Here is a 23,876-nt window from a genome sequence, read left to right on the forward strand (position 1 = left end):
CCCCCTCTTTTTTTTCACCCACCCCACCCCCCCACCCCCCCTGGGCGTTTGGGGGGGGGGCTCGTTTTTTTTAAAAACCCCCCGCCATACCCCCCCCCCCGGGGGGGGGGGGGGTATCCCCGCCCCCACCTTTTTTGTCCGAGCAGCGGATTGCCAAAACCGCTTTGGCCTTGGGTCCGCTACTCCTGGAATGACCGGAGACAATCATGTCGCGCATCGGAATCCACTCATTCGTCTGGTCGGCGAGCTCGGCGCAGGGCGACCTCGAGTGGACGCTGGCCAACACCAGGGAGGCCGGCTTCGACCTGATCGAATTCTCCTATCTCGACCCCGCCAATGTCGACATTGACGGATTGGCCAAGCGGATCGCCGATCTCGGCCTCGGCGTTGCGATCAGCATCGGACTGCCGGCCGACGGCGATATTTCGAGCGCCGACAAAACGATTGCGGCGCACGGCGTCGAAATCCTGGAACGTACGATCGCGCTGACCCGCGATCTCGGCGGCCAGAAGGTTGCCGGCATCCTCAGCACCAGCCACGGCTTGCAGAGCGAGGCGCCGACGCGTGACCAGTGGAACCGCAGCGCCGGCACGCTGGCCGAGGTGGCGGACATGGCAAAATCAGCCGGCGTCACCCTCAACCTCGAAATCGTCAACCGCTTCGAAAGCAATCTGCTCAACACCGCCGCGCAAGGCATGGCCTTCATCGCGGACAGCGGCTCCGACAATATCTTCCTGCATCTCGACAGCTTCCACATGAACATCGAGGAGGCCGATGTCGGCTTGGCCATTCGCAATGCGGTCGGGAAGATCGGCTATGTCCATATCGGCGAGAGCCATCGCGGTTTCCTCGGCACCGGCAATATCGATTTTGCCGCGATATTCGATGCGCTGACCGCCATCGGCTACAGCGACGACCTCAGCTTCGAATCCTTCTCCTCGGAAATCGTCGACGAGAACCTGTCGCGGAAAACCGCGATCTGGCGCAATCTGTGGACCGACAATATGGAGCTGGCCAAACATGCGCGCCGCTTCATTGCGCTGGGACTGGAGACGGCACGGCGCAAGGCCGAGCTTGTTTCCGCAACGCACCGGCCCTGAGCCCTCGCAGTTCCGAAATCGATCTGGTTAGGCCAGAGGCGCTATATTAGCCGGCAAAACGCGGCCCAAGTTCCTCGATGCGGCGGATCATCGCCTGGAAATCCTCCAAAATGCGCTGGTGCAAGTGAACCGCCAGTTCCGGGTATTCCTCGAGGATGCGGCGGAACATCTTGCGGCTGAGCCGCAGCACTTCCGAATCGATTTCGGCGGAGGCGCTGGTCAGCCGGTTGGTGTCGGCGATCAGCGCCAGTTCGCTGAGTATGGTGCCGGGGCCGGCGGTGCCGATCGGGATGCGCTCGCCATCGTGCTCGCGGTAGAGCACGATGCGGCCGCTGACCACGATGTAGGCCGAATCAGCCTCGTCGTCCTCGCGGTAAAGCTTGTGGTCGGCTTTCAACATGGTGGTTTCGGCGCCGAAGGCGAGCAGACGCAGCTGTTCCTGCGTAAAGCCCTCGAAGAGCCTCACGGTGGACAGGATGCGGATGTCGTCATCCAGCGCCATCTAGCTATGTCCCCGAACCGTCAGTCCGACTCCTCCCCTACGAGGCCGATCCAAAACCACCTCCAGCCTCAGGACCGTACCCGAAAAGCGCCCCGCCCGGATCGCTTATTTGAATAATGAAATGTTTAAGGAACCAGCTTGTAGCCGCCGCTTTCTGTCACGAGAATTTCCGCGTTGGAAGGATCGCGCTCGATCTTCTGGCGCAGCCGGTAGACGTGAGTTTCGAGCGTATGCGTGGTGACGCCGGAATTGTAGCCCCAGACTTCCTCCAGCAGCACGTCGCGGGTCACCACCTTCTGGTCGGCACGGTAGAGATATTTGATGATCGAGGCTTCCTTTTCGGTCAACCGCACCTTGGCGCCGCGCGGGTCGATCAGAAGCTTCTGGCTGGGCTTGAACGTGTAGGGGCCGACCGAGAAAGTGGCGTCCTCGCTCTGTTCGTGCTGGCGCAACTGCGCGCGGATGCGGGCCAGCAGCACGGCAAAACGGAACGGCTTCGTCACATAGTCGTTGGCGCCGGCCTCGAGGCCAAGGATGGTGTCGGAATCGGTATCATGGCCGGTCAGCATGATGATCGGCGCCTTGTAGCCGCCCTTGCGCAATATCTTTACCGCCTCGCGGCCATCCATGTCGGGCAGGCCGACATCCATGATGAGCAGGTCGATGAGCCCGCCACGCGCCGTGGCGACGCCTTTGGCGGCGGTCGCTTCCTGCAGGACATCGAATTCCTCATAAAGCGACAATTGCTCGACAAGGGTGCCGCGCAGGTCGTCATCGTCGTCGACGATCAGAATGGTGCGTGAAGTCATGGATCAATCCGTTGTTTTGAAAAGAGATTTCAGTTGACCGCTGCCTGTTTATGCGGAAGCTGACCGGCACAACAGCCGTTCACAGTGATTTGTTCCGTGGCACGATCATACAAGAAAAAACACGATCGCAATGCAGTCGGCGCAATTTTGCCGAAAGGGCTCACCGTGCTCACCGTGCGCGCGCGCCCCGGCCATGCCAGCCAGGGCTTTCTGCAGGCCGGCAAACTGGTGTTTCCATGTGCGCTGGGGCATGGCGGCATCTCGGCCGGCAAGCGCGAGGGCGACGGCGCCACGCCGCTTGCCTCGATGCGGATATTGTCGGGATATTTTCGCGGCGACCGTTTTGCCGGCGGCCGCCGGACGCCGCTGGCGATGACGCCGATCGGCCGCGACCTCGGCTGGTGCGAAGTGCCTGGGGACCGCAACTACAACCGCCCGGTCAAAATCCCCTATGGCGCCAGCCATGAGCGGATGCTGCGCACCGACGATCTCTATGACGCCTGCCTGGTGCTGGACTGGAACATTGTGCCGCGCCGGCGCGGGCGCGGCAGCGCCATCTTCTTCCACCTGGCGCGCCCCGGCTTCACGCCGACGCAAGGCTGCGTCGCGGTAACGGCCCGCACCATGGCACGGCTGCTGCCGCTGCTGTCGGAGCGGACGGTGGTGAGGGTGGTAAGGTAAGGGAGTAGGGGAATAAGGGGGTAGGGGAATAGGGCAGTAAGGGTAAGACAGGCGCGGGCGCGCCGCTTAGCTTTCCTACTCCCCTACTCCCCTACTCCTTTGCCACCCGATGTCGAGAAGCCCGAGCCGGCCGAGTTCGCGGTCCATGGCGCGTGCGATGTCCTTGCGTTCGCCGCCGATGTCGCGAAGCTGGCGATCGGAGAGATCCTCGACATTTTGGTAGGGAAGATTGACCGCGATTTTTGCGTGCCGAAGCCAGTCAAGCACGGCGCGCAGCCAGGCCGGGCGGAGGGTTACCGAGCGCAAGGCGATGTCAGACATGGTGCAATCCGCTTCTCCGGACATCAAATCCGGTTTGATGTTTCTTCGATGCTCAGAGCATGGCGGATTGAAATTCAAACGGGAAACGAGTAGTTTTTTCTGCATCTTCAAGTTCTTTTTGATGATTGGAATGCTCGACCGAACCCTCGACCGAACCCTCCTCGTCTGGCACTGATGGCGCGCCTGCTGCCTGGAACCCGTGCGCTGCGGACGCTGGAGGCAGCGGCACGGCACCTCAATTTCACCCGCGCCGCCGACGAGCTCGGCCTGACGCCGGCAGCGGTCAGCCATCAGATCAAGGAAATCGAGGATCAGCTCGGCATCGTGCTGTTCACACGCACCAGCCGCACGATCCGGCTGACCGAGGCGGGCGCGGTGCTGTTCGAAGCTTCGACCGATGCGCTCGACCTGCTTGGCCGGGCCGTCTCACGGGCGCAGAAGACGGCGCGCGGATCGGCGCTGCTGAAGGTCACCCTCGATGCGCAATTCGCGACGAAGTGGCTGATGCGGCGCGTCGACGATTTTCGCAAGCAGCATCCGGCAATCGAGCTGCGTTTCGACATCAGTTACGAGGTGCGCGACTTCGATCGCGACGACGTCGATCTCGGCATCCGTTTCGGCACCGGCAAATATCCGGGGCTTCGCTCGCACCGGCTGTTCGAAAACGTCATCATCCCCGTCTGCAGCCCGGCCTTGCTGCGGTCAGGGCCGCCGCTCAAGGAGCCGCGCGACCTGTTCCATCATACGCTGGCCCATATCGAGTGGTCGCGCCAGGGCGTCACCTGGCCCAACTGGAGCATGTGGATGGCGGCGGCGGGCGTCGACGATTTCGACGACAGCCGGACCATCGTGTTCGGCAATTCGACGGATGCCGTCCAGGCCGCGCTCGACGGCAACGCGGTCGCGCTCGCCGATTTCGCCATGGTGGCAAACGACCTTTCGGAAGGTAGGCTGATCCGGCCGTTCGAACTCGGCATCAAGGTCGCGCCCGAATTCGCCTATTTCCTAGTCTATCCGGAGACCGCGGCGAATGATGCGCGCATCGTCGCCTTTCGCGATTGGCTTCTCGAGGAAATCGCCAGGACCCCGAGCTGACGGTCAGCCCGCCGCCGCGCCGAACCAGCCGATCACCGCGCCGATGAGAAGCAGCACGCCGAGCCAGTGACCAACATCGATGAGCGTCAGATCCCAGCCGAAACCTTCGTAGCGATGGTTGACCGAAAGCGTGGTGGCGACGAACCCCAGCCAGAGAACGAAGCCGAAGATCACCCCGGCAAGCAGGCTCGGCTCGCCGCCGGTCACCGCGCCGATGATCAGCGACATGACGAGCGCCATGACGAGCTCCGCGATGAAGGAGACGACGAAGGGTAGCATCGATTTGCTCATCGTCGCCGGATCAAGCTTGGCGGCCTTCAGCCACGGCTTGCTCAAGCCCATGTACCAGGCCGCGCCGAACAGCCACGCCACGACGGCGGCGACGATTACCGCCAGCCAATTGATTGCTGAAAAATCCATGGTTCCCTCCGGTCGATTGCGCGATGGAACGCCTGTTCGGCGATGCCGTCAAGCAAGGCGCCAGACGGTGGTGCGCTTGACCTCGGCGTCCTCCAGCGCCCGGGTCACCGCCACTTCATAGACGGCAAGCGGTTCCAGTCCCGCCCTCGGCAGATAGGAACGGCCGGGATCGCCGACGAGGATGTCGGCGCCGCGCGCCTTCAATGCCGCGAACCACGGCATCAGCCTGTCGGCGAAAGTTTTGTCGTAGAAGACGTCGCCGGCCAGCACCAAGTCCCAGCCGGCATCGCTGCCGATGCAGTCGCCGATGAGGAATTTTATTTCGGTCCCATTTGCCTCGGCATTGAGGCGGATCGCGGTCGCGCAGAATGGGTCGATATCGGCGGCGATCACCTCGGCAGCTCCGGCCTTCGCCGCGGCAATGGCGACAAGGCCGGAGCCGGAGGCGAAGTCCAGCACGCGCTTGCCGCGCACCGCCGCCGGATTGTCGAGGATGTAGCGGGCAAGGCCTTGGCCGCCGGCCCAGGCAAAAGCCCAGAAGGGCGGCGGCAGGCCGATTTCGGTCAGCTCGTCCTCGGTCCGCCGCCACAGTTCGTGCGCCTCGTCGGCCAGGTGCAGGCGGATCTCCGGCACATGTGGCGGCGCCATCAGCGCCGTGTTGTCGAGGATGAATTTCCTGGCGCTGTCCGGCGTCAGCGCCGTCATGGCGCCGGCGTCAGGCCGCCCATGCGACAAACCTCTTGCCATTCGGCCGGCGTCACCGGCTGCACAGACAGCCGCCCGAGCCGCACCAGCGCCATGTCGGCCAGCTTTTGATTGGCCTTGGCCTGCTCCAGCGTCACCGGCTTCGGCATGGCCTTGAAGGCGCGGATGTCGACGCACTCCCAGCGGGGATCGTCGGTGGTGCTGTCCTGATGGGCCAGAGCGCAGACTTCGGCGATGCCGACGATGTCCAGCCCGTCATTGGAATGGTAGAAGAAGCCGAGATCGCCGATCTGCATCGCCTTCATGTTGTTGCGCGCCGCATAATTGCGCACGCCGTCCCATTGCGTGCCGGCCTTGCCCTTGGCCTTGAGGTCCTCGAAGGAGAAGACCGAAGGTTCGGATTTGAACAGCCAGTAGTTCATTGTGTTGCTCCTCCTCAGGGTGCCGCCGCGACTAAAAGCGCGTCGCGTTCGACCGGCCTCATGCGACGCGCTTTAGGTTCTTGTTGTATGCATGTCGTTATCACAAAACCGCTGCACACTTTTGCGCGACATGCATCAGATATCCGCCGGCTTGTTGAAGCTCCAGTTCCACTGCCGGATTTCGACGCTTTCGAACAGCCCTGCCTTGGTATAGGGATCGGCCGCCGACAGGGCTTTTGCCGCAGCCAGATCGGGCGCCTCGACAACGGCGAGAGTGCCGTTCGGCTTGCCGTCGGCGTCGAGGAACGGGCCGGCGAAGGCCAATTTCTTGTCGCCGTTCAGCCCTTCCAGGAAGGCAAGGTGCTTGGGCCGCGTATCGAGCCGCACCTGCAGCCTTCCTGGCTTGTCCTTGCAAATCAACGCAAACAGCATCTTCCATCTCCGCAATCGTTCGCGATTACATGTCGGTTTCGGTCTTGAGTGGCCTTGTCATCAACGCCGACACAGCCTGGTCTATGGTTATGGTGCCGTCCAGTATGGCGGCGACGGCGGCGATTATCGGCGCGTCGATCCGGCGCTCGCCGGCGATGCGGGCGGCGATTGCCGCCGTCGGCACGCCTTCGGCCAAAGGCAGGCCGGCTAGCGGCTTGCCTTGCCCCAGCGCCAGCCCATAGGCGAAATTGCGCGACTGCGCGGACGAGCAGGTGAGCAGCAGGTCGCCGAGGCCGGAAAGCCCCATCAGCGTCTCCGGCCTGGCGCCAAAGGCGGCGCCGATGCGGCGCAATTCGACGAAGCCGCGCGTCACCATCGCCGCCTGGGCGCTGGCACCGAGCCCGGCGCCGGTGACGGCACCCGCGGCAATGGCAAAGACGTTCTTCAGCGCGCCGCCGATCTCGACGCCGATTAGATCGTCGCTCGAATAACAGCGCAGATTTTCCGCCGAAAAGCGGGCGGCAAGGTCGGTGGCAAGAGCCTCGTCGCGGGCGGCGACCACGACGGCCGTCGGCAGGCCCCTGGCGACGTCGGTGGCAAAGCTTGGGCCGGACAAAGCGGCGACCGGATTTGCCGGCAGTATTTCCTCGGTGATGGACGATAGCAGCGCGCCGGTGTCGCGCTCGATGCCCTTGGCGCAGAGGACCAGCGGGACGCCTTTCGGCATATGGCTGGACGCGGCCGTCAGCATAATCCGCAACGATTGCGCCGGCGCTACCGCCAGAACGCAGTCGGCACCGTCGAGCGCCGCCTCGATGTCGCTCGTCGCCACGATGCCGGGATCGAGCGCGATGCCCGGCAGATAGCGCGGATTTTCGCCACGGTCGACCGCCGCGACGGTCTCCGGGTCGCGCGCATAGAGGCGGACGAAATGACCGGCGCGCAGCGTGGCAAGCGCCAGCGCCGTGCCCCAGGCGCCGCCGCCGAGCACGGCGACGCGCCAGCCGCTTGGCGCCTTGTGCCCGCTGCCGGTCATGCCTTGGCCCCACGCCGGCCCGAGCCGACCATCGGGGCCGAGACGCTGTCCAGCGGCCAGCGCGAGCGCGGCACGAAATCGGCGGCGTTTTCACCTGATATGCCGGCGCGCAAGCGCTCGATGCCGGCCCAGGCGATCATCGCCGCATTGTCGGTGCAGAGGTTAAGCGGCGGCGCGACGAAGCTGAACCCGGCCTGCTCGCACAGGCCCTGCAATGTCGCCTTGATGGTCCGATTGGCGGCCACGCCGCCGGCGACAACCAATGCAGGCTCGGCCTTGTCCGGGAATTGCTGACGGAACCGGGTCAGCGCCCGCGCAACACGGTCGCCCAGCGCATCCGCCACCGCCGCCTGGAACGAGGCGCAGATATCGGCAACATCCTGGTCGCTCAGCGGGGCGATCGCGGTGGCTGCCTGGCGGACCGCGGTCTTGAGGCCGGAGAAGGAAAAATCGGGCTGCACCGAGCCCTTCATCGGGCGCGGAAAGGCAAAACGGGCCGCATTGCCATTTGCCGCCGCCTTCTCGACATTCGGTCCGCCCGGATAGGGCAGGCCGAGCATCTTGGCCGTCTTGTCGAAGGCCTCGCCAAGCGCGTCATCGATGGTCGTCGCCCAGCGCTGGTAGTCGCCGACGCCGCGTACGGCGACGATCTGGGTATGGCCGCCGGAGACCAGCAGCAAGAGGTAGGGAAAGTCGAGCCCATCGGTCAATCTGGCCGTCAGCGCGTGGCCTTCGAGATGGTTGATGGCGATCAGAGGTTTTTTGGCTGCCGCGGCGATTGCTTTTGCCGTCATCAGGCCGACGATCAGCCCGCCGACAAGACCGGGACCGGCGGTGGCGGCAATCGCATCGATGTCGGCGAGGTCGACGCCGGAATCGGCGAGCGCTGCCTCGATGATGCCGTCGAGCGCCTCGACATGGGCGCGCGCGGCGATCTCCGGCACGACGCCGCCGAAAGCGGCATGCTCCTCGATCTGGCTGAGCACGATGTTCGACAGGATTTGCGGCGTGCTGCGACCGTCCAGCGCCACCACGCTGGCGGCGGTCTCGTCGCAACTCGTCTCGATGCCCAGAACGCGGATCAATTCGTCGCTGTCCAAAAATCGTACAGATTGTACTGTCGGCCTTTCCCCGATAGGAGAAAACCCGAAAACCTGCCGGGGGTTATCACGGACGGCGCGTCATGCAAACAACCTTGAAAATCGGAACACGCGGCAGCCCGCTGGCGCTGGCGCAGGCGCATGAAACGCAGGCGCGACTGATGGCGGCGCATGGCATGCCGGCGGAAGCTTTCGAGGTGGTCGTCATCTCGACCAGCGGCGACCGCATCCAGGACCGACCGCTGTCGGAAGCCGGCGGCAAGGGCCTGTTCACCAAGGAGATCGAGGAGGCGCTGCTGGCGCGCCGCATCGACATCGCCGTGCATTCGTCGAAGGACATGCCGACGCTGTTGCCCGAGGGGCTGGAACTGTCCGCGTTCCTGCCGCGCGAGGACGCGCGCGATGCCTTCATCGGCAAGGCGGCGCGAACGATTGCCGGCCTGCCGCAAGGCGCCAGGGTCGGTTCGTCGTCGCTGCGGCGCCAGGCGCTGATCCGGCGGATGCGGCCGGACGTCGAAGTGGTGATGTTTCGCGGCAATGTGCAGACGCGGCTGCGCAAGCTCGAAGACGGCATCGCCGACGGCACCATCCTCGCCTATGCCGGGCTGAAGCGGCTCGGGCTCGAAGACGTCGTCACCGACCTGATGCCGCTCGAGGTCTTTCCGCCGGCGCCGGGGCAAGGCGCGATCTGCATCGAAAGCCGCATCGGAGACCTCGACGTGGAACAGATGCTGGCAGCGATCCACGACGGGCCGACCGGCGAGGCGCTGGCCTGCGAGCGCGCCTTCCTGGCGGCGCTCGACGGGTCCTGCCGCACGCCGATCGCCGGACATGCGACGATATCGGGCGGAACGGTTTCCTTTGCCGGGCTGATCATCTCGCCCGATGGCACGCAGTCGCATGAAGTCAGGCTGCAAGGGCCGGCGCAGGAGGCGGCGCGCATTGGCGCGGAAGCCGCGGCGACCGTTCGGGCCAAGGCCGGCGAAACATTCTTCGATGGCTGGACCTGACATGCTCCGCGTCCTTGTGACGAGGCCCGAACCGGGCGCGTCGCGCACGGGGCGCCGGCTTGCGGATGCCGGCTTTCAGCCGATCCTGCTGCCATTGACCGGAACCGTGGCGCTGCCGGTCGATGCCGGCGCGCCCGCTGACGCCGCGGCGGTCGCGGTCACCAGCGCCAATGCCGTTCGCCATGCGCCGAAAGAGGTCATCGCGGCGCTCGCCGGCTTGCCGTGCCACGCCGTCGGCAGGAAGACGGCGGAAGCCGCCCGCGCTGCCGGGTTTCTGTCGGTCAGCGAAGGCCCCGGCAATGCCGAGGCGCTGGCCGATGCGCTTGCTGGCGGTTACGCGGGGCAGACGATCGTCTATCTCTGCGGGCGGGTGCGATTTCCCGACTTCGAGGAAGGGCTGTTGGCGTCGGGCGTTCAGGTCCGCGCCGTCGAGAGCTACGACACCGTTGTCCTGGATTACTCCGACGAGGCCGTTCTTGCGCGCCTGTCCGCCCGGCCGGTCGAGGCGGTGCTGCTCTATTCGGCCAAGGCGGCCACCGCTATGCAGGCCCTGGCTAGCCGGCCGGTGCTGCGCGGTGTTTTTGAAAAAACGCGCTTTTTCGGATTATCGGGGCGCATCGCCGCGGCCTTGGGCGATGTCGCCGAGATCCGGATTGCGCCTGAGCCCAGCGAGGACGCGCTGCTGGGACTTTTGCAGGCGTCGCGCTGACCGGCATCCGCCGCTGCTCTGTGCCAGCTTGTTCCAAAGGTTGGCGCCGCCCCTCACCTGCCTGCCGGCATCGTCTCCCCGTATAGTGACGGGGAGAGGGTGCCTTCGCCGAGGATTTCGCCAACCTCCAGCGTTGCAGAAGAAGCGTCTGGACTCGTGAGAGCCCTTCTCCCCGTCACTATACGGGGAGAAGTGCCCGGCAGGGTGATGAGGGGCAGTGCCAACGTGGATGACTGCGCTCGGGCACATTTTGTTCTTGCTTTGTGCCGGCAGCTATGCTACTAATCTAGTTATGGTGCTAATTGGCTCCAACGACCCGCCCGCCGAGGCGGGTTTTTTGTGTGCCGAGCATGGGCCTTGGCTTGAAACGTGGATTCGGCCCTGCGGCGTTTTGCCAAAACTGAACTCCAGGCCGTGGCGTCATCACGCCGCCCCTTTTCACCGCTTGGTGATGTGCTAGACCCTTCAAACCATCCCGAAGCGAATTTTGCGGAGCCCGAGCATGGTCAAGACGCCGAAGATGCGGCATTCCAAGAGCCGCCGTGAGCCGGTGACCATCGAGCTTGAGCCTGGCGCCGTCTCGCGAGTCGCCGACGAACAGGATGCCGTGACCTCGCAGACCGACGAGGCGCGGGCCGAGGAAGCGGCGAACGCCTCGCAGCCGGAGCCACCTGAAGAGCCGGTGCATGCGGACCAGACCGATCTCGAGCCATGGGAACATGCCGACGCAGCCGCGCCGGCCGGCACGCAAGAGCCGGCGGATGCCGGCGTCGATTCTGCCAGGGAAGCGGAAACCCCTTATCCCGCCGGTTCGGATGCGCCGGCCGGGCGCTCCACGGTTTCCGACTACAGTTTCGAAGATGCATCCAGCGGAACCGGGGCCAACGAACCGGGGATCCCAGGTTCCGGCGAGAAGACAGCTGAGACGAGGGACGACCATATGGCAGCGCTGCCGAAGCGAAGCGGCATCAACGGCATCGCCGCCGGTATTATCGGCGGCGTCATCGCCCTCGCCGCGGCCGGCGGGCTGCAATTTGCCGGCCTGCTCGGTGCGCCGGGGTCGGGCGGCGTGTCGCTCGACGCGGTCAATGGTGAGATCGTTTCGCTGAAACGCGAGGTCGCGGACCTCAGACAGGCGGGCGCCAACAATGACGCATCGGCCAAGGTGGACGGGCTGTCGTCGGCGCTGGATCAGGTCAGGGCGGACGTTGCGACGTTGAAGTCGGCGGTCGAGCAAGGCGGTTCCGGCGACAATGCCGGCCTGGCAGCACTTGGCGACAAGGTAAGGCAGATCGAGACGGCGGTTGCGGCCCTCGGCAAGGCCGGCGGTACGGCGCCGGTCGATCTCGGCCCGCTCAACGAAAGGCTGGCCGCGCTCGATGCGCTGGTGAAATCGGCCGGCGAGACGACAAAGGCGCAGGACAGCCGGCTTGCGGCCCTGGAACAGTCGGTTTCACAGATCTCGGGCAAGGTCGATGCACAGGCTTCGCAGCCGAAGATCGCACTGGCCATTGCCGCTTCGGCGCTCAAGGCAGCGCTCGACCGCGGTGCACCGTTCGCCGCCGAGCTCGAAACCTTTGCCGCGATCTCACCCGATGCACCCGAGATCGCGACGTTGCGCACCTATGCCGAAAAGGGCGTCCCGATGCGCTCCGAGATCGCCGCCGAAGCGGACGGCGCCGCCAACGCGATGGTCGCTGCCGCGACGCCCATCGACCAGAATGCCGGCATCCTGCAGAAGCTGCTGTCCAGCGCCGAATCGCTGGTCAAGGTCAGGCCGATCGGCGCCGTCGAAGGCACCGGCGTTCCGGAAACCGTCGCGCGCATGGAGGTCGCGGTCAACCAGGGCGACTACGCCAAGGCGCTCAGCGAATACGAAACCCTGCCTGAGGCGGCCAAGGCCGCCGGCGCCGACTTTGCCGGCAAGCTGAAAGCGCGGATGGAGGTCGAGACGCAGATCGATTCGCTCATCGCCGGCGCGATGAAGGCGTGAGGAACCCAATGATCCGCATCCTCGCCTTCCTTGCCGCCGTCTTTGCGCTCGGGCTCGGCTTCGCCTGGCTGGCCGACCGGCCGGGCGAAATGCTCGTCACCTTCAACGGCTATCAATACCAGGTCAGCCTGATGGTCGCGGCGGTGGCGGTCGTTGCCGTGGTTGCCGCGGTGATGATCGTCTGGTGGCTGGTCAAGGCGCTGTGGAACAGCCCCTATACGATCTCGCGCTATTTCCGCGTGCGTCGCCGCGACCGCGGCTACCAGGCGCTGTCGACCGGGATGATCGCCGCCGGCGCCGGTGACGGCGCGCTCGCCCGCAAGAAGACCAAGGAAGCGGCAAAGCTGATCCGCTCCGATCAGGAGCCACTGATCCAGCTGCTCGACGCGCAGGCCTCGCTGCTCGAAGGCGACCATGAAGGCGCCCGCGAAAAGTTCGAGACCATGCTCGATGATCCCGAAATGCGGCTGCTCGGCCTGCGCGGGCTTTATCTCGAGGCCGAGCGGCTCGGCGACCGCAACGCAGCCCGCCACTATGCCGGCCGTGCCGCGGCGGTGGCGCCGCAACTGGCCTGGGCGGCCGAATCGACGCTGGAAGACCTGACCGGACGCGGCGACTGGGATGGCGCGCTGAAACTGGTCGACGCCCAGAAGTCGACCCGGCAGATCGAGCGTGACGCCGCCAACCGGCGCCGCGCCGTGCTGCTTACCGCCAAGGCGCAGGCGCTGATCGACAGCGATGCTAATGCCGCCCGGACGGCGGCTCTGGAAGGCAACCGGCTGCGGCCGGATTTCGCGCCGGCGGCGGTCGTCGCGGCGAAATTGCTGTTTCGGCAGAACGACGTGCGCAAGGGCTCGAAAATCCTCGAGGCGGCGTGGAAGGCCGAGCCCCATCCGGAGATCGCCGAACTCTACATTCATGCCAGGCCGGGCGATGCCGTGCTCGACCGGCTGAACCGGGCAAAGAAGCTGCAGGAACTGAAGAAGAACCATGCCGAGGCCTCGCTGGCCGTGGCGCGCGCCGCGCTCGATGCCCAGGAGTTTTCAACCGCCCGTCGGGAGGCTGAAGCCGCCATCCGCATCGATCGCCGCGAAGGCGCCTATCTGCTGCTGGCCGATATCGAGGAGGCCGAAACCGCCGACCAGGGCAAGGTGCGGCAGTTGCTGTCGAAAGCGGTGAGAGCGCCGCGCGACCCGGCCTGGGTCGCCGACGGCGTCGTCTCCGAGCGCTGGGCTCCGATATCGCCGATCACCGGCAGGCTCGACGCATTCGAATGGCGGGCGCCGATGGAGCGGCTCGGACAGTTGATCGACGGTCATGAGGATACGCCGGAGGCGCCGGTGCCGGCCATCGCGGCTCCAGCCAGGCCGGTACAGGAAAGAGCCGGGACGATCGAGCACACGGCGGAGACACCGGGCACAGCGACCGAGGAGAAGACGGACGACCGTGCCGGCGAGGATCATGTGACACCAATCACCGCGGCGGCGTTTGCCCAAGTGCCGGAAGATGCCGAGGCCGTCGAGCCGGCGCAGGAGCTGACGCGGCTGCCCGACGACCCCGGCGTCGATCCAGACGACGCGGCGGATAAATCGACGCGCCGGTTTCGTTTGTTCTGATCAGGGTCGAGTGGACCCGGGCTTATTGGGAATGATTTGATGTTCGAACGCGTTTTGTCGTTTCTAAGGGATCTGCCGTCCGGTGGTGGCGCCAGCCCCAGCGCCGACGATCCGCGCATTGCCGCGTCCGCCCTGCTTTTCCACGTGATGAACGCCGACGGGGTGCGCCAGGATACCGAATGGGAACGGTTCAAGAAGGTGCTGGCGGAAAGCTACTCGATCAGCGGCGACGAACTCGACGCATTGGCGGCTGCCGGCGAGCGGGCCGACAATGAGGCGATCGACCTCTACGCTTTCACCAGCGTGCTCAAGCGCCATCTCGACGCCGAGGCGCGAAAGGCCTTCATCGGCCTGATGTGGGAGATCGTCTATGCCGATGGCGAGCTGCACGAGCTCGAGGACAATACCGTGTGGCGGGTCGCCGAGCTGATCGGCGTCGAACGTCGCGACCGTGTCGAGGCGCGCCTCAAGGCGGCCGCCGCGGCTCCTGGTGCTGCCGGAACCTCAAGCGACGAATAGACAGGATCCCGCCTTCCAATGCCGCCCAAGCCAAGTCCGAGACCAAAGATCCTGATCGTGCTGCATCAGGAGCATTCGAGCCCCGGACGGGTCGGCCATATGCTTATCGAGGAAGGCTTCGATCTCGACATCCGCCGACCGCCGCTCGGCGAGGCCTTGCCGCAGACGCTGGATGGCCATGCCGGCGCCGTGGTGTTCGGCGGGCCGATGAGCGCCAATGACGGCGACGAGTTCGTCCGCCGCGAGACCGACTGGCTCAAAATTCCGCTCAACGAGAACCGGCCGCTGCTTGGCATCTGCCTCGGCGCGCAAATGCTGGTCAAGCATCTCGGCGGCAGGGTCGAGGGCCATGGCGAGGGCCTCGTCGAAATCGGCTGGTATCCGCTGAAGGCGACCGAAGCGGGCAGCAGGCTGATGCATTGGCCGGAGATGGTCTATCAGTTCCATCGCGAAGGCTTTTCGCTGCCGAAGGACGCGACGCTTTTGGCGACGGCCGAAACCTATCCCAACCAGGCCTTCCGCTATGGCGACAATGCCTGGGGCATTCAGTTCCATGGCGAATTGACCCGGGCGATGATGCAGCGCTGGGTGGTGCGCGGCGCGCACCGCTTCGAACTGCCCGGCGCGCAGCCCGGTCGCGACCATCTCGGCGGCCGGCTGATCTGGGACATGCACCTCAAGCGCTGGCTCGGCGAGTTCCTGCCGATGATTTTCGGCAAGCCGGCGCTGCGGTAATCAGTTTCGCCCCCTGAGATGACGCACCTTGCGCAGCTGCGGGAACAGCACCGCCCACAGGCCGGCAACAGCGATCGCCCCGACACCCCCGACCACCACGGCCGGAACCGTGCCGATCAACGCCGCCATGGTACCGGCGCGGAATTCGCCGAGCTCATTGGAAGCGCCGACAAACACCTGGTTGACAGCGTTGACGCGGCCGCGAACGTCGTCCGGCGTCCACAGCTGGATCAGCGTCTCGCGGATATAGACGCTGAACATGTCGGTGGCGCCGAGCAGCGCAAGGGCCGCAATCGACAGCCAGGTGATGGTCGAGAGGCCGAACAGAACCGTGAACGCGCCGAACAGCGCGACGAAGCCGAGCATGACAAGGCCGGCATGGTTGCGGATCGGGTGTCCGGCCAGCCAGATGGCGACGCAGATGGCGCCGACGCCGGGCGCCGAGCGCAACAGGCCGAGCCCCCATGGGCCGAGTTCGAGGATATCGCGCGCGTAGACCGGCAGCAGCGCCGAGGCGCCGGACAGGAGCACCGCAAACAGATCGAGCGAAATCGCGCCGAGCACGATCTTTTCGCTCCAGATATAGCCGAAGCCGGCGAACAGGGTCTGTACCGTCGGCCTGTCGGTCCGGCTGCGCTGGGCAGGCTTAGGGATGGTGAAGATCAGCACGGCGGCAACCAGCATCAGCACGGCGGCGGTGGTGTACGCGGCTTCGGCTGAAAGCCCGTAGAGCAGGCCGCCGGCGACCGGCCCGACGATGGTTGCCGTCTGCCAGGCGGACGAGTTCCAGGCGATGGCGTTGGCGAAATCCTCGGGCGGCACCAGATTGGCGAACAGCGATGAGGAGGCCGGCCCGAAGAAGGCGCGCGCGATGCCGAACATGGCGAGCACGATGAAGACCGGCATCGGCCCGGAGAGGCCGCGTAGCGTCAGCAGCAGCAGGGCCAAGGCGCAGCCCGCCTCGACCAGCACCGCCAGCGCCATGATCAGCCGGCGCCCGAAACGATCGGCAACGTCGCCGGTGACCAGCACCAGCAGCAGCGAAGGCAGGAACTGCACGATGCCGACAAGGCCGAGGTCGAACGGGTCGCGGGTGAGATCGTAGATCTGCCAGCCGACGGCGACCGACACGATCTGGGTGGAGAATGTCGAGAGGAAGCGCGCCGCCCAGTAGCTCAGGAACGGCCGATGGCGAAAGGCGGCATAGCGCTGGTCGGATGGTACTTGGGATTCTGTGGTCATGGAATAAGGCCCCGTGGCGGCGATGTCGGCCGGCGGGGCACTTCCACGATGGGCGCTGGTCCGGCCAAAAGAGCCTTTAGCGCAGTTCGGCCGGAGGCGCGCGCAAAAATCCGGCCTGGATCAACAATTTCGTCCTGGCAGATAACAAGCGCATGGCAAATTGCAAACCTTCGAGACTAGCCGAAACACCTCTCGCTTCGTCATCCCAGGGCGGAGCAAGGAGCGAAGCGACGCGGCGCAGACCCTGGGATCCATGCCGTTACCTCAGTCGAAGAATGCAGCGGTTCAGAACGGCACTTGTGTCGGCATTGGCGTCAGCTACCCTTCAACCATGACCGGCTATGTCTACATGACCGCGAGCCAGAAGCGCGGCACGATCTATATCGGCGTTACCAACGATCTCGGCCGCCGCATGCCGGAGCACAAGACCGGCCAAGGCTCGCGCTTCACCAGCCGTTACGGCGTGCAGCGTCTGGTCTGGTACGAGGAACATTTCGACATTCGCGACGCCATCCAGCGCGAGAAGTCGCTGAAGCGCTGGCCACGCCAGTGGAAGATCGAGCTGATCGAGAAGACCAACCCTGAGTGGTTCGAGCTTTTTCGCGGGACGGGGTGGTAGCGTACGGTTCTGGTCCGCAGGCGCACTGCCGCGAGGTAACGGCATGGATCCCAGGGTCTGCGCCGCGTCGCTTCGCTCCTTGCTCCGCCCTGGGATGACGAAGTGGAGGGGTGTTCGGCCAATCTCGAGAGCTTGTAATTCGCCATCAATCGTCGTCCGATACACCGGACGCGCTGCCACTCTCCGATATCAGCGATTAGCCTTCAGCCATCCTACCTTCGTCCTAGGGCGGAGCAAGGAGCGAAGCGACGCGGCGCAGACCCTAGGATGCTATGCCGTTAGCTTCGAGCGTCGCAGCTTCCGCTGAACACCAACAGACCGATCAGCAGAACGCGTTCAATGTGCATCCCGCTCGATCCAATGGTATCAAGCCGGCGCCTTGGCCTTCCTGCCCCGGCCCTTGACGGGCGCGGGCGGGGGGGCTTTGCGGCCGAGGCCGATCGCCTTGGCCAGCTGCGAACGCGAGGCTGCGTAGTTGGGGGCGACCATCGGGTAGTCCGACGGCAGGCCCCATTTGGCGCGATAGGCGTCGGGCGTCAGCCCGAAATGAACGCCGATATGGCGCTTCAAGGATTTGAACTTCTTGCCGTCCTCGAGACAGATGATGTAGTCCGGCGTCACCGATTTCTTGGGATTGACGGCAGGCGTCAGCGGCGCGGCGACCGGCACAGCCGGTTGCCCGAGGCCGCCTATGGAAGCGCTGACGCTGGCGATGAGATCGCCGAGGCCGGAAGCCGGCAAGCGGTTCTTCTCGACGTATGCGGAGACGATATGGGCGGTCAGCTCGAGCAGGTCGATGTGTTTGCGAGCGTTGTTGTTGTCGTCGGTCAATCTATCTCTCCGTCCATGGGGGTCGCAGAAATTCCTAGTCGGCAAATCTGCGCAATGCAATGACGCCGCACCACGTCACACATTATTTTGAATAATAATACTAACGGCAGCGCGGGATTAACAACCCTGAGCCGGTGCTCGATAATATCAGACAATCAGCAATATCAAATAATCAGGGATTTGTCGCGCCATAGTCGAAATCCGCCCTCGAAGGCGCGTGTGTTGTCGCCGCGTCTGCAATCGGCGGGCAAGTCGGTGAGTTCGTCGACATTGCCGCCGCCGATGACCACGTAATCCGGCTGCATGGCGGCGCGAAGCCGGTCGACCACGTCGAAGACGTGTTTGCGCCATTTCTTCTTGCCGCGCTTTTGCAGGCCGCGTTCGCCGACATAGTCTTCGAAACTGCCGCGCTTCTTGTAGGGAAGATGGGCAAGCTCCATCGGCTGGGCAACGTTATCAACGATCATCGCGGCCCCCAGGCCGGTGCCGAGGCCAAGGAACAGCATGCGGCCGCCCTCATAACTGCCGATGGCCTGCATGAGCGCATCGTTAACGACCTTGACCGGTTTGCCGAACTCGGCGGCGAAATCGCAGCCGACCCAGCCCTTGCCGAGATTGGCGGGTTCGGTCAGCGGCCGGTTGTGGTGCACCGGGCCCGGATAGCCCATCGAGACGACATCGTAGTGCAGCCCTTCGGCGAGCGTCTTCACCGCCGCGACCATCTGCTGCGGCGTAAGCTCCGGTCCGGAAGCGGTCTTGCGCTCGTCGCCGCCGGCGCTGGTGCGGATCTTGACGTGCGAGCCGCCGATATCGATCGCAAGCACGATCTTTTCTTCCTCCGATGCCGGTTGCTTCACCGCCTTGGCCATCGCTTTCGCCTCCCAGAAATCATTTCGCTGGATTGATCCAGCCGTTCGGCGGCCCGAATCCAGCCATGGCTTCGGCCGGCCCCCACGTCTTTGGCGCGTAGACAGGGGGCGGCGTGGTGTCGCCGAGCACCGGGCCGACGATGCGCCAGGCGAGCTCGCTGGCGTCCTGGCGGGTGAACAGCTGGCCGTTGCCGTTCATGGCGTCGCCGATCAACCGCTCGTAAGGCGGCATGTCGCCCTTCGAATCGTCGAGCGCGGTGAGCTCGACCTGCTCACCGACCATGTCATCGCCGGGTGCCTTGCGCCGGGCGCCGATCGAGATCGCCACCTGCGGATCGATGCGGAAGCGCACGTGATTGCAGTCGCCGGGCTTGATCGGATCGAAGACGTCGAGCGGCGGCCGCTTCAGCCGCACGATGACCTCGGTGGCGTGCACCGGCAGGGATTTGCCGGCGCGAATGAAGAACGGCACATCCTGCCAGCGCCAGGTATCGACGAAAAAGCGCACCGCCGCGAAGGTCTCGACCGGCGAGTTCGGCGCCACGCCCGGCTCGTTGAGATAGCCGTCGAACTGGCCGCGCACCACATCGTCCCTGGTCAGCGTCCGGATCGCCCGCAGGACCTGCACCTTCTCGTCGATGAGATCGTCGGCCGAGCGGCCGACCGGCGGTTCCATGGCGAGCAGCAAGAGGATGTTGAGCAGATGGTTTTCGATGACGTCGCGAATGCAGCCGACCTCGTCATAGAAGCGGCCGCGGCCCTCGACGCCGAAATCCTCGGCCATGGTGATCTGCACGCTCTCGACGTAATTGCGGTTCCAAATCGGCTCGAGGAAGGAATTGGCGAAGCGGAAATAGAGCAGGTTCTGGATCGCCTCCTTGCCGAGATAATGGTCGATGCGGAAGATCGACTTTTCGTCGAAGACCAGATGCAGCACCCGGTTCAGCCAGCGCGCCGATTGCAGATCGTGACCGAACGGCTTTTCCACCATCAGGCGCGCGCCCTGGGCGGCGCCCGACTGCTCCAGCCCCTGGACGACCACCTCGAACATCGCCGGCGGCACCGCCAGATAGTGCAGCGGCCGCTCAGCGCTGCCGAGCGCGGTCTTCAGCTTCTCGAAGGTCGCAGGCGCCCGATAGTCGCCGCTGACATAGCGCAGCAGCGATGCAAGCCTGGCAAAGATCTTGTCGTCGATGCTGCCCAAGGCGTTGACGATGCCGTCGCGGGCGCGCGCCTGCAGCTTGGCGAGGTCCCAGGGGTCGAAGGCGACGCCGATCACCGGCTCGTTTAGCGTCCCTTTGGCCACCATGGCGTAAAGGGCGGGGAAGATCTTCTTGTGGGCGAGATCGCCGGTGGCGCCGAAAAGCACCAGCGTGTCAGATCGTTCCTGGCTCATGGGCGTGCCTCCCTGTCGTCCGTCACGAGCCGGCCTTGGGTTTTTCGACATGGCCGCCAAAGGCATAGCGCATGGCGGACAGAAGCTTGTCGGCGAATTCGGATTCGCCTTGCGAGGAGAACCTGTCGAACAGCGCCGAGGACAGCACCGGCGCCGGCACGCCGGTGTCGATCGCCGCCTTCAGCGTCCAGCGGCCTTCGCCGGAATCCGAGACCCGCCCGCCGAACTGCGTCAACGACGAATCGGCCTTCAGTACGCCGGCCGTCAGGTCGAGCAGCCACGAGCCGATGACGCTGCCGTGCCGCCAGACCTCGGCCACTTCAGCGATGTCGATGTCGAACTGGTAATATTGCGGGTTTTCCAGCGGGCTGGTTTCGGCATCGGCGGTGCGCTGCCGTTTGCCGGCATTCGCCGACTTCAGGATGTTCATGCCTTCGGCATAGGCGGCCATGACGCCATATTCGATACCGTTATGGACCATCTTGACGAAATGGCCGGCGCCGCTTGGTCCGCAGTGGAGATAGCCGAAGGGAGCGGTTCCGGCATCCTTGGCAGGGGCGGGCGAAGCGGCGTCGGCGCCCGGCGCCAGCGTTGCGAAGACCGGATCGAGATGCTGGACCGCGCTGTCGGGGCCGCCGATCATCAGGCAGTAGCCGCGCTCGAGGCCCCAGACGCCGCCGCTGGTGCCGACATCGACATAGCTCAAGCCTTTCAAGGCGAGGCGCGCGGCGTGGTCGACGGCCTCGTGATAATAGGAATTGCCGCCGTCTATGATGATGTCGCCCGGCTCCATCAGGGCAGCCACCTGGTCGACGATCTTGCCGGTGATCGCCGCAGGCAGCATCAGCCAGGCGCTGCGCGGCTTCGCCAGCTTGCCGACGAACTCCTCCATCGAGGCGGCTCCGACCGCGCCGGCGCTCACAAGCGCGGCGACGCTCGCCGGGTTGATATCGTAGACGACGCATTCGTGGCCATCACGCAGCAGGCGCCGAACCATGTTGGCGCCCATCCGGCCCAGTCCCATCATTCCTATCTGCATAGTCTCGTCCTGCCTTACTTGAGGGATCGATGATCTAGTGGCGCTGTGATTGAAGCATGATCTTTTCCGAAAACCGGTCTCCACTTTGCGGGATCATGCTCTATCCGGTATCGCCGATGCCGACAGAAAAGTCAGCATTCTCCCAATGGCCGCTATCGGGCCAGAAGAAAGTGAAGACAATGCTATTGCCCGGGCTATTGCCCGGAGCAATCTCGGCAACCGGCAATTCCGCAAGATGGATGCCGAAAGCATTCGCGGTGGTCTCGGTGTCATGGACGGTTGCCCAATTGTCGCTGCTCCAATGAACCAGCGCCCGGGCCAGAAGTTCGATGCGCAGCGCCTTGCCTGCCGGGATGGTACGGATCTTGTGGTTGAAGCGCCATGCCCTGAAGCGCGACACCGTCCTGCCCTCGATATAGCGCTTGACGCCTTGCGGCGGCATGTCGAACACCGTGCCGTCGCGCAGCGACCGCAGCAGCTTGATGTGCTCGGAATGCGCCCAGACCAGCGGCTTGGCGCTGCCGGAGGGCCCGCCATGCCGCAATTCGCGCTCCGGCATGTCGGGACCGTCCCAGACCTGCTCCGGTAGCAGGCCGCCCGATCCGGCAGAGTTCTCGAACGTCCTGAGCAGGCTTGCCGCACTATCCCTGCGGCCTGCCGCCAGCTCGTAATGAGCGCGCTCGCCGACCAGCAGCGGCCAGGGCCGGCCCCGGCCGGTTCCATCGAAGGGCGCGCCGTCGGCATGCTCGCCATAGCCATCGCCATTGTAGCGGTACCAGAGCGGGCCCTGCGGCAGTTCGCAGCGCAATTGCGCGTCGATGACCTTGACCGTGTCGAGGATGCGCGGATCGTCGGCTGCCCGCAAGCCGAAGCGGACCAGCGCCAGCGCATCGGGGCTGACGATCGCCTCGGCCGGCCGGTCCGTATCCGCCGGCGGGCGGTTCTTGATCGGGACGTAGCCGTCTTTCGGCGATGCCGCGCCGGCTTTGTCGGGCGGCGCAATGCGGACATAGTGGCCCTCGACGCCGGCTTCATCGCCTGAGGAGCTACCGGCGACGTAGGTCCAGCGTTCGATCTGATCGTTCCAGACATCGGCGGTTTCGCGCAGATAGTTTGCCGGCTCTGTTTTGCCGGCGGCATCGAAGATGTCCGCAGCCGCTAGCAATGCGGCGATCTCGACGGCAAGCGTGAACGGGCTGTAGCCGGCGTCTTCCTCCCAGCGGTCCTCGCCGGTGACGGGGCCGTTGCGCACGACATAGGCGGCAGCGCGCTCGATCATCGGCATGAAGGAGGAGAGTGCGGCAGGCGGCAAATGGCCGGCGCGGCGCAGTGCGTCGGCAAGCAGCAGCGGGAAGGCGCATTCGTCCATCTGGATGCCCGGCCAATAGGCCGATCCGTCGAGCCAGGCGTTCTGCGGCCAACGGCCGTCCGGCTCCTGGATCGCGCGCAGATAGCCAAGGATGCGCAAGGCTTCCGCCGGGTCGCCGGCGGCGAGGAAGCCGCCGGCGGTTTCGACCAGATCGCGCGGCCAGACCAGGTGATAGCCGCCGAGGTCGTCGTCGCCCTTGTTGAAGCCCCACGGGATCGACAGGCTGGCAACGGCTGCTCCGGCAGACGAGCGGTGTGCCGCCAGCACCGCCGTGCTGAGGCGGTAGCTGTTGAGGCCGGACGCCGCATGCCGGTCCAGCGGCAGCAATCCGGCCTGCCATTTGCGCCATTTGTCGACGTAGGATCTGGCTGCGGGCCCACAACCTTGCTTCAGGCTGGCGAAAGCAGTTTCCGCCGCCTGTTGCGGCGTCGTGCCGAAGCCCAGTGCCAGCAATATTTTGGGGTTCGCAGCCGAAAAGGCGATCTCGCCGGTCAGCGCGACATTGCCGTCCTCGGCCCTGCGGCAGGCCGGATCGAGCCGGCCGCCTTGACGAAGCTGCTGCCAGCCGTCGGAGACGCCGACATAGCCGGCCGAGCACACCTTCCACGGCAGCGACGAGGCGAGCGCCAGGCAGGTGCCGCGTCCCGATGCAAACAGGACAGGCTGTCCTTCATGGTCGTCGATCCAGGCGGTGTTGCCCATGCCGGCGTTGACGAGGTGCGGTGCCAGCAGCGCGTAGACGCGGTAGTCGGCGCCCGCGCCTTTGAGCGGCGTGAACATGATCTCCTGCAGCAAGACGGGACGTTCCGGATCCGTCAGGATGCGCTTGTCGATCCTGTAGGTTCCATCGCTTGCGGTGTTGACCAGCCGGTAGGCAGGCACCCCGTCCGCCAGGGGTTCGATACTGTGTTCGGCGTCGCGTTTTTCTTCCGAGAAATAGCCGTCGGGTCCGGTGACGATCAGCCCCAGGTCGCGGGTGCAGGCGCTATCGAGGCGCGGGTAGTAGATCTCGTTGAGGATACCGTGGCTGATGGTGAACCAGATCGGGCAGGCCGGCGACAGCGCGGTGCCGACGCCGCTCTTGGCGCTCGAGGTCCAGCGCGCCGGAATGCCGGGTGCACCCGGGGCAAGGTTCGTTGCCATTCGATCGGTCTCCAGTGCCATCCCTAGACCAGGAGCCGAACCGGTTTACAATGATTGCACCGCAAGTTGATCGCCGGCCATGGATTGCTGTTGACAGCTTGCCGCCTATCTGCATTTGTCTGATAATAGATAAAAAACAAGATTGTGAGCGTATCAGCCAATA

Annotated in this window: 25 protein-coding genes; 10 read left to right on the forward strand and 15 right to left on the reverse strand. The window is 64.9% G+C overall.

The genetic code is table 11. The annotated features are described in order from the left end of the window. Window positions 1–206: 206 nt before the first annotated feature. Entirely contained in the window at window positions 207–1,100 is an 894-nt protein-coding gene (locus NKI16_RS25975; protein ID WP_352456305.1) for a sugar phosphate isomerase/epimerase family protein, read from the forward strand. A gap of 46 nt (window positions 1,101–1,146) precedes the next feature. On the opposite strand, the gene NKI16_RS25980 is transcribed toward NKI16_RS25975, so the two are convergent. Further along, window positions 1,147–1,602, reverse strand: a complete 456-nt coding sequence (locus NKI16_RS25980; protein WP_023680480.1) for a Crp/Fnr family transcriptional regulator — start codon at window positions 1,600–1,602, stop codon at window positions 1,147–1,149. A 125-nt stretch (window positions 1,603–1,727) separates the two neighbouring features. Next, entirely contained in the window at window positions 1,728–2,411 is a 684-nt protein-coding gene (locus tag NKI16_RS25985) for a response regulator transcription factor (RefSeq protein WP_023680479.1), read from the reverse strand. A gap of 144 nt (window positions 2,412–2,555) precedes the next feature. Here NKI16_RS25985 and NKI16_RS25990 point away from each other — a divergent pair, with 144 nt between their 5' ends. Continuing rightward, the gene (locus NKI16_RS25990; protein WP_352623034.1) at window positions 2,556–3,092 is read left to right on the forward strand and encodes a L,D-transpeptidase family protein; all 537 of its coding nucleotides are present in this window, start codon (window positions 2,556–2,558) and stop codon (window positions 3,090–3,092) included. A 75-nt stretch (window positions 3,093–3,167) separates the two neighbouring features. Here the strand turns inward: NKI16_RS25990 and NKI16_RS25995 are convergent, their stop codons facing one another. Next, window positions 3,168–3,413 (reverse strand): hypothetical protein, encoded by a 246-nt coding sequence (locus NKI16_RS25995; protein ID WP_352451326.1) that lies wholly within the window; start codon window positions 3,411–3,413, stop codon window positions 3,168–3,170. A 174-nt stretch (window positions 3,414–3,587) separates the two neighbouring features. Here NKI16_RS25995 and gcvA point away from each other — a divergent pair, with 174 nt between their 5' ends. Then, a complete protein-coding gene (gene gcvA / locus NKI16_RS26000) occupies window positions 3,588–4,508 on the forward strand; it encodes a transcriptional regulator GcvA (RefSeq protein WP_352623008.1) in 921 nt (306 codons plus the stop codon). 3 nt (window positions 4,509–4,511) lie between these two features. Here the strand turns inward: gcvA and NKI16_RS26005 are convergent, their stop codons facing one another. From NKI16_RS26005 to tsaD, 6 genes are all read right to left on the reverse strand, one after another. Further along, complete coding sequence (locus NKI16_RS26005; RefSeq protein ID WP_023680475.1) at window positions 4,512–4,928, reverse strand: DUF1761 domain-containing protein; 417 nt, start codon at window positions 4,926–4,928, stop codon at window positions 4,512–4,514. Window positions 4,929–4,976: 48 nt separating this feature from the next. Continuing rightward, window positions 4,977–5,633, reverse strand: coding sequence for a class I SAM-dependent methyltransferase (locus NKI16_RS26010; protein WP_352623009.1), 657 nt, complete (start codon window positions 5,631–5,633; stop codon window positions 4,977–4,979). Continuing rightward, a complete protein-coding gene (locus tag NKI16_RS26015; RefSeq protein ID WP_352456302.1) occupies window positions 5,630–6,055 on the reverse strand; it encodes an EVE domain-containing protein in 426 nt (141 codons plus the stop codon). The genes NKI16_RS26010 and NKI16_RS26015 overlap by 4 nt, the downstream gene beginning before the upstream one ends. Window positions 6,056–6,190: 135 nt before the next feature. Then, window positions 6,191–6,487 carry a YciI-like protein gene (locus tag NKI16_RS26020; RefSeq protein ID WP_352509118.1) on the reverse strand — a complete coding sequence of 99 codons (297 nt, stop codon included), beginning with the start codon at window positions 6,485–6,487 and terminating at the stop codon, window positions 6,191–6,193. A 25-nt stretch (window positions 6,488–6,512) separates the two neighbouring features. Beyond that, window positions 6,513–7,523 carry an NAD(P)H-dependent glycerol-3-phosphate dehydrogenase gene (locus NKI16_RS26025; protein WP_352623010.1) on the reverse strand — a complete coding sequence of 337 codons (1,011 nt, stop codon included), beginning with the start codon at window positions 7,521–7,523 and terminating at the stop codon, window positions 6,513–6,515. Further along, entirely contained in the window at window positions 7,520–8,605 is a 1,086-nt protein-coding gene (gene tsaD, locus NKI16_RS26030) for a tRNA (adenosine(37)-N6)-threonylcarbamoyltransferase complex transferase subunit TsaD (protein WP_352623035.1), read from the reverse strand. The genes NKI16_RS26025 and tsaD overlap by 4 nt, the downstream gene beginning before the upstream one ends. 101 nt (window positions 8,606–8,706) lie before the next feature. On the opposite strand from tsaD, the gene hemC reads away from it, so the two are divergent. From hemC to NKI16_RS26060, 6 genes are all read left to right on the forward strand, one after another. Then, window positions 8,707–9,633 (forward strand): hydroxymethylbilane synthase, encoded by a 927-nt coding sequence (gene hemC / locus NKI16_RS26035; RefSeq protein ID WP_352578129.1) that lies wholly within the window; start codon window positions 8,707–8,709, stop codon window positions 9,631–9,633. Window position 9,634: 1 nt separating this feature from the next. Further along, the gene (locus NKI16_RS26040) at window positions 9,635–10,342 is read left to right on the forward strand and encodes a uroporphyrinogen-III synthase (RefSeq protein ID WP_352578130.1); all 708 of its coding nucleotides are present in this window, start codon (window positions 9,635–9,637) and stop codon (window positions 10,340–10,342) included. Window positions 10,343–10,844: 502 nt separating this feature from the next. Beyond that, entirely contained in the window at window positions 10,845–12,335 is a 1,491-nt protein-coding gene (locus NKI16_RS26045) for a COG4223 family protein (protein WP_352696953.1), read from the forward strand. Between the two features lie 8 nt (window positions 12,336–12,343). Further along, window positions 12,344–13,951, forward strand: a complete 1,608-nt coding sequence (locus NKI16_RS26050; RefSeq protein WP_352578132.1) for a heme biosynthesis protein HemY — start codon at window positions 12,344–12,346, stop codon at window positions 13,949–13,951. Window positions 13,952–13,990: 39 nt separating this feature from the next. Continuing rightward, on the forward strand, window positions 13,991–14,470 hold the full coding sequence (locus NKI16_RS26055; RefSeq protein WP_023678200.1) for a tellurite resistance TerB family protein: 480 nt from the start codon (window positions 13,991–13,993) through the stop codon (window positions 14,468–14,470). Window positions 14,471–14,488: 18 nt separating this feature from the next. Beyond that, window positions 14,489–15,205: a glutamine amidotransferase gene (locus NKI16_RS26060; RefSeq protein WP_292657163.1), complete on the forward strand. Its 717-nt coding sequence runs from the start codon at window positions 14,489–14,491 to the stop codon at window positions 15,203–15,205. Here NKI16_RS26060 and NKI16_RS26065 read toward each other — a convergent pair whose 3' ends face one another. After that, a complete protein-coding gene (locus NKI16_RS26065; RefSeq protein WP_023678198.1) occupies window positions 15,206–16,447 on the reverse strand; it encodes an MFS transporter in 1,242 nt (413 codons plus the stop codon). A gap of 331 nt (window positions 16,448–16,778) precedes the next feature. Between NKI16_RS26065 and NKI16_RS26070 the strand changes: the two genes are divergently transcribed. Then, window positions 16,779–17,066: a GIY-YIG nuclease family protein gene (locus NKI16_RS26070; RefSeq protein ID WP_352456363.1), complete on the forward strand. Its 288-nt coding sequence runs from the start codon at window positions 16,779–16,781 to the stop codon at window positions 17,064–17,066. Between the two features lie 366 nt (window positions 17,067–17,432). Here the strand turns inward: NKI16_RS26070 and NKI16_RS26075 are convergent, their stop codons facing one another. From NKI16_RS26075 to NKI16_RS26095, 5 genes are all read right to left on the reverse strand, one after another. Next, window positions 17,433–17,897 carry a Ros/MucR family transcriptional regulator gene (locus tag NKI16_RS26075; RefSeq protein ID WP_352640955.1) on the reverse strand — a complete coding sequence of 155 codons (465 nt, stop codon included), beginning with the start codon at window positions 17,895–17,897 and terminating at the stop codon, window positions 17,433–17,435. Between the two features lie 164 nt (window positions 17,898–18,061). Then, complete coding sequence (locus tag NKI16_RS26080) at window positions 18,062–18,766, reverse strand: ROK family protein (RefSeq protein ID WP_352623014.1); 705 nt, start codon at window positions 18,764–18,766, stop codon at window positions 18,062–18,064. A gap of 19 nt (window positions 18,767–18,785) precedes the next feature. Next, entirely contained in the window at window positions 18,786–20,162 is a 1,377-nt protein-coding gene (gene zwf / locus NKI16_RS26085) for a glucose-6-phosphate dehydrogenase (RefSeq protein WP_352451309.1), read from the reverse strand. Window positions 20,163–20,184: 22 nt separating this feature from the next. Continuing rightward, window positions 20,185–21,201, reverse strand: coding sequence for a phosphogluconate dehydrogenase (NAD(+)-dependent, decarboxylating) (gene gnd / locus NKI16_RS26090; RefSeq protein WP_023678194.1), 1,017 nt, complete (start codon window positions 21,199–21,201; stop codon window positions 20,185–20,187). Window positions 21,202–21,301: 100 nt separating this feature from the next. After that, window positions 21,302–23,713, reverse strand: coding sequence for a glucan 1,4-alpha-glucosidase (locus NKI16_RS26095; protein ID WP_352623015.1), 2,412 nt, complete (start codon window positions 23,711–23,713; stop codon window positions 21,302–21,304). Between the last annotated feature and the right edge of the window lie 163 nt (window positions 23,714–23,876).

It is taken from the genome of Mesorhizobium sp. M0698, assembly GCF_040320455.1.
Taxonomy (GTDB): Bacteria; Pseudomonadota; Alphaproteobacteria; order Rhizobiales; family Rhizobiaceae; genus Mesorhizobium.

Excerpts from the sequence above, each read along its gene's own strand:
- NKI16_RS25975 (WP_352456305.1), top strand. The coding sequence starts at position 207 with ATGTCGCGCATCGGAATCCACTCATTCGTCTGGTCGGCGAGCTCGGCG.
- NKI16_RS25980 (WP_023680480.1), bottom strand. The coding sequence starts at position 1,602 with ATGGCGCTGGATGACGACATCCGCATCCTGTCCACCGTGAGGCTCTTC.
- NKI16_RS25985 (WP_023680479.1), bottom strand. The coding sequence starts at position 2,411 with ATGACTTCACGCACCATTCTGATCGTCGACGACGATGACGACCTGCGC.
- NKI16_RS25995 (WP_352451326.1), bottom strand. The coding sequence starts at position 3,413 with ATGTCTGACATCGCCTTGCGCTCGGTAACCCTCCGCCCGGCCTGGCTG.
- gcvA (WP_352623008.1), top strand. The coding sequence starts at position 3,588 with ATGGCGCGCCTGCTGCCTGGAACCCGTGCGCTGCGGACGCTGGAGGCA.
- NKI16_RS26005 (WP_023680475.1), bottom strand. The coding sequence starts at position 4,928 with ATGGATTTTTCAGCAATCAATTGGCTGGCGGTAATCGTCGCCGCCGTC.
- NKI16_RS26010 (WP_352623009.1), bottom strand. The coding sequence starts at position 5,633 with ATGACGGCGCTGACGCCGGACAGCGCCAGGAAATTCATCCTCGACAAC.
- NKI16_RS26015 (WP_352456302.1), bottom strand. The coding sequence starts at position 6,055 with ATGAACTACTGGCTGTTCAAATCCGAACCTTCGGTCTTCTCCTTCGAG.
- NKI16_RS26020 (WP_352509118.1), bottom strand. The coding sequence starts at position 6,487 with ATGCTGTTTGCGTTGATTTGCAAGGACAAGCCAGGAAGGCTGCAGGTG.
- NKI16_RS26025 (WP_352623010.1), bottom strand. The coding sequence starts at position 7,523 with ATGACCGGCAGCGGGCACAAGGCGCCAAGCGGCTGGCGCGTCGCCGTG.
- hemC (WP_352578129.1), top strand. The coding sequence starts at position 8,707 with ATGCAAACAACCTTGAAAATCGGAACACGCGGCAGCCCGCTGGCGCTG.
- NKI16_RS26040 (WP_352578130.1), top strand. The coding sequence starts at position 9,635 with ATGCTCCGCGTCCTTGTGACGAGGCCCGAACCGGGCGCGTCGCGCACG.
- NKI16_RS26045 (WP_352696953.1), top strand. The coding sequence starts at position 10,845 with ATGGTCAAGACGCCGAAGATGCGGCATTCCAAGAGCCGCCGTGAGCCG.
- NKI16_RS26050 (WP_352578132.1), top strand. The coding sequence starts at position 12,344 with ATGATCCGCATCCTCGCCTTCCTTGCCGCCGTCTTTGCGCTCGGGCTC.
- NKI16_RS26055 (WP_023678200.1), top strand. The coding sequence starts at position 13,991 with ATGTTCGAACGCGTTTTGTCGTTTCTAAGGGATCTGCCGTCCGGTGGT.
- NKI16_RS26060 (WP_292657163.1), top strand. The coding sequence starts at position 14,489 with ATGCCGCCCAAGCCAAGTCCGAGACCAAAGATCCTGATCGTGCTGCAT.
- NKI16_RS26065 (WP_023678198.1), bottom strand. The coding sequence starts at position 16,447 with ATGACCACAGAATCCCAAGTACCATCCGACCAGCGCTATGCCGCCTTT.
- NKI16_RS26070 (WP_352456363.1), top strand. The coding sequence starts at position 16,779 with ATGACCGGCTATGTCTACATGACCGCGAGCCAGAAGCGCGGCACGATC.
- NKI16_RS26080 (WP_352623014.1), bottom strand. The coding sequence starts at position 18,766 with ATGGCCAAGGCGGTGAAGCAACCGGCATCGGAGGAAGAAAAGATCGTG.
- zwf (WP_352451309.1), bottom strand. The coding sequence starts at position 20,162 with ATGAGCCAGGAACGATCTGACACGCTGGTGCTTTTCGGCGCCACCGGC.
- gnd (WP_023678194.1), bottom strand. The coding sequence starts at position 21,201 with ATGCAGATAGGAATGATGGGACTGGGCCGGATGGGCGCCAACATGGTT.
- NKI16_RS26095 (WP_352623015.1), bottom strand. The coding sequence starts at position 23,713 with ATGGCAACGAACCTTGCCCCGGGTGCACCCGGCATTCCGGCGCGCTGG.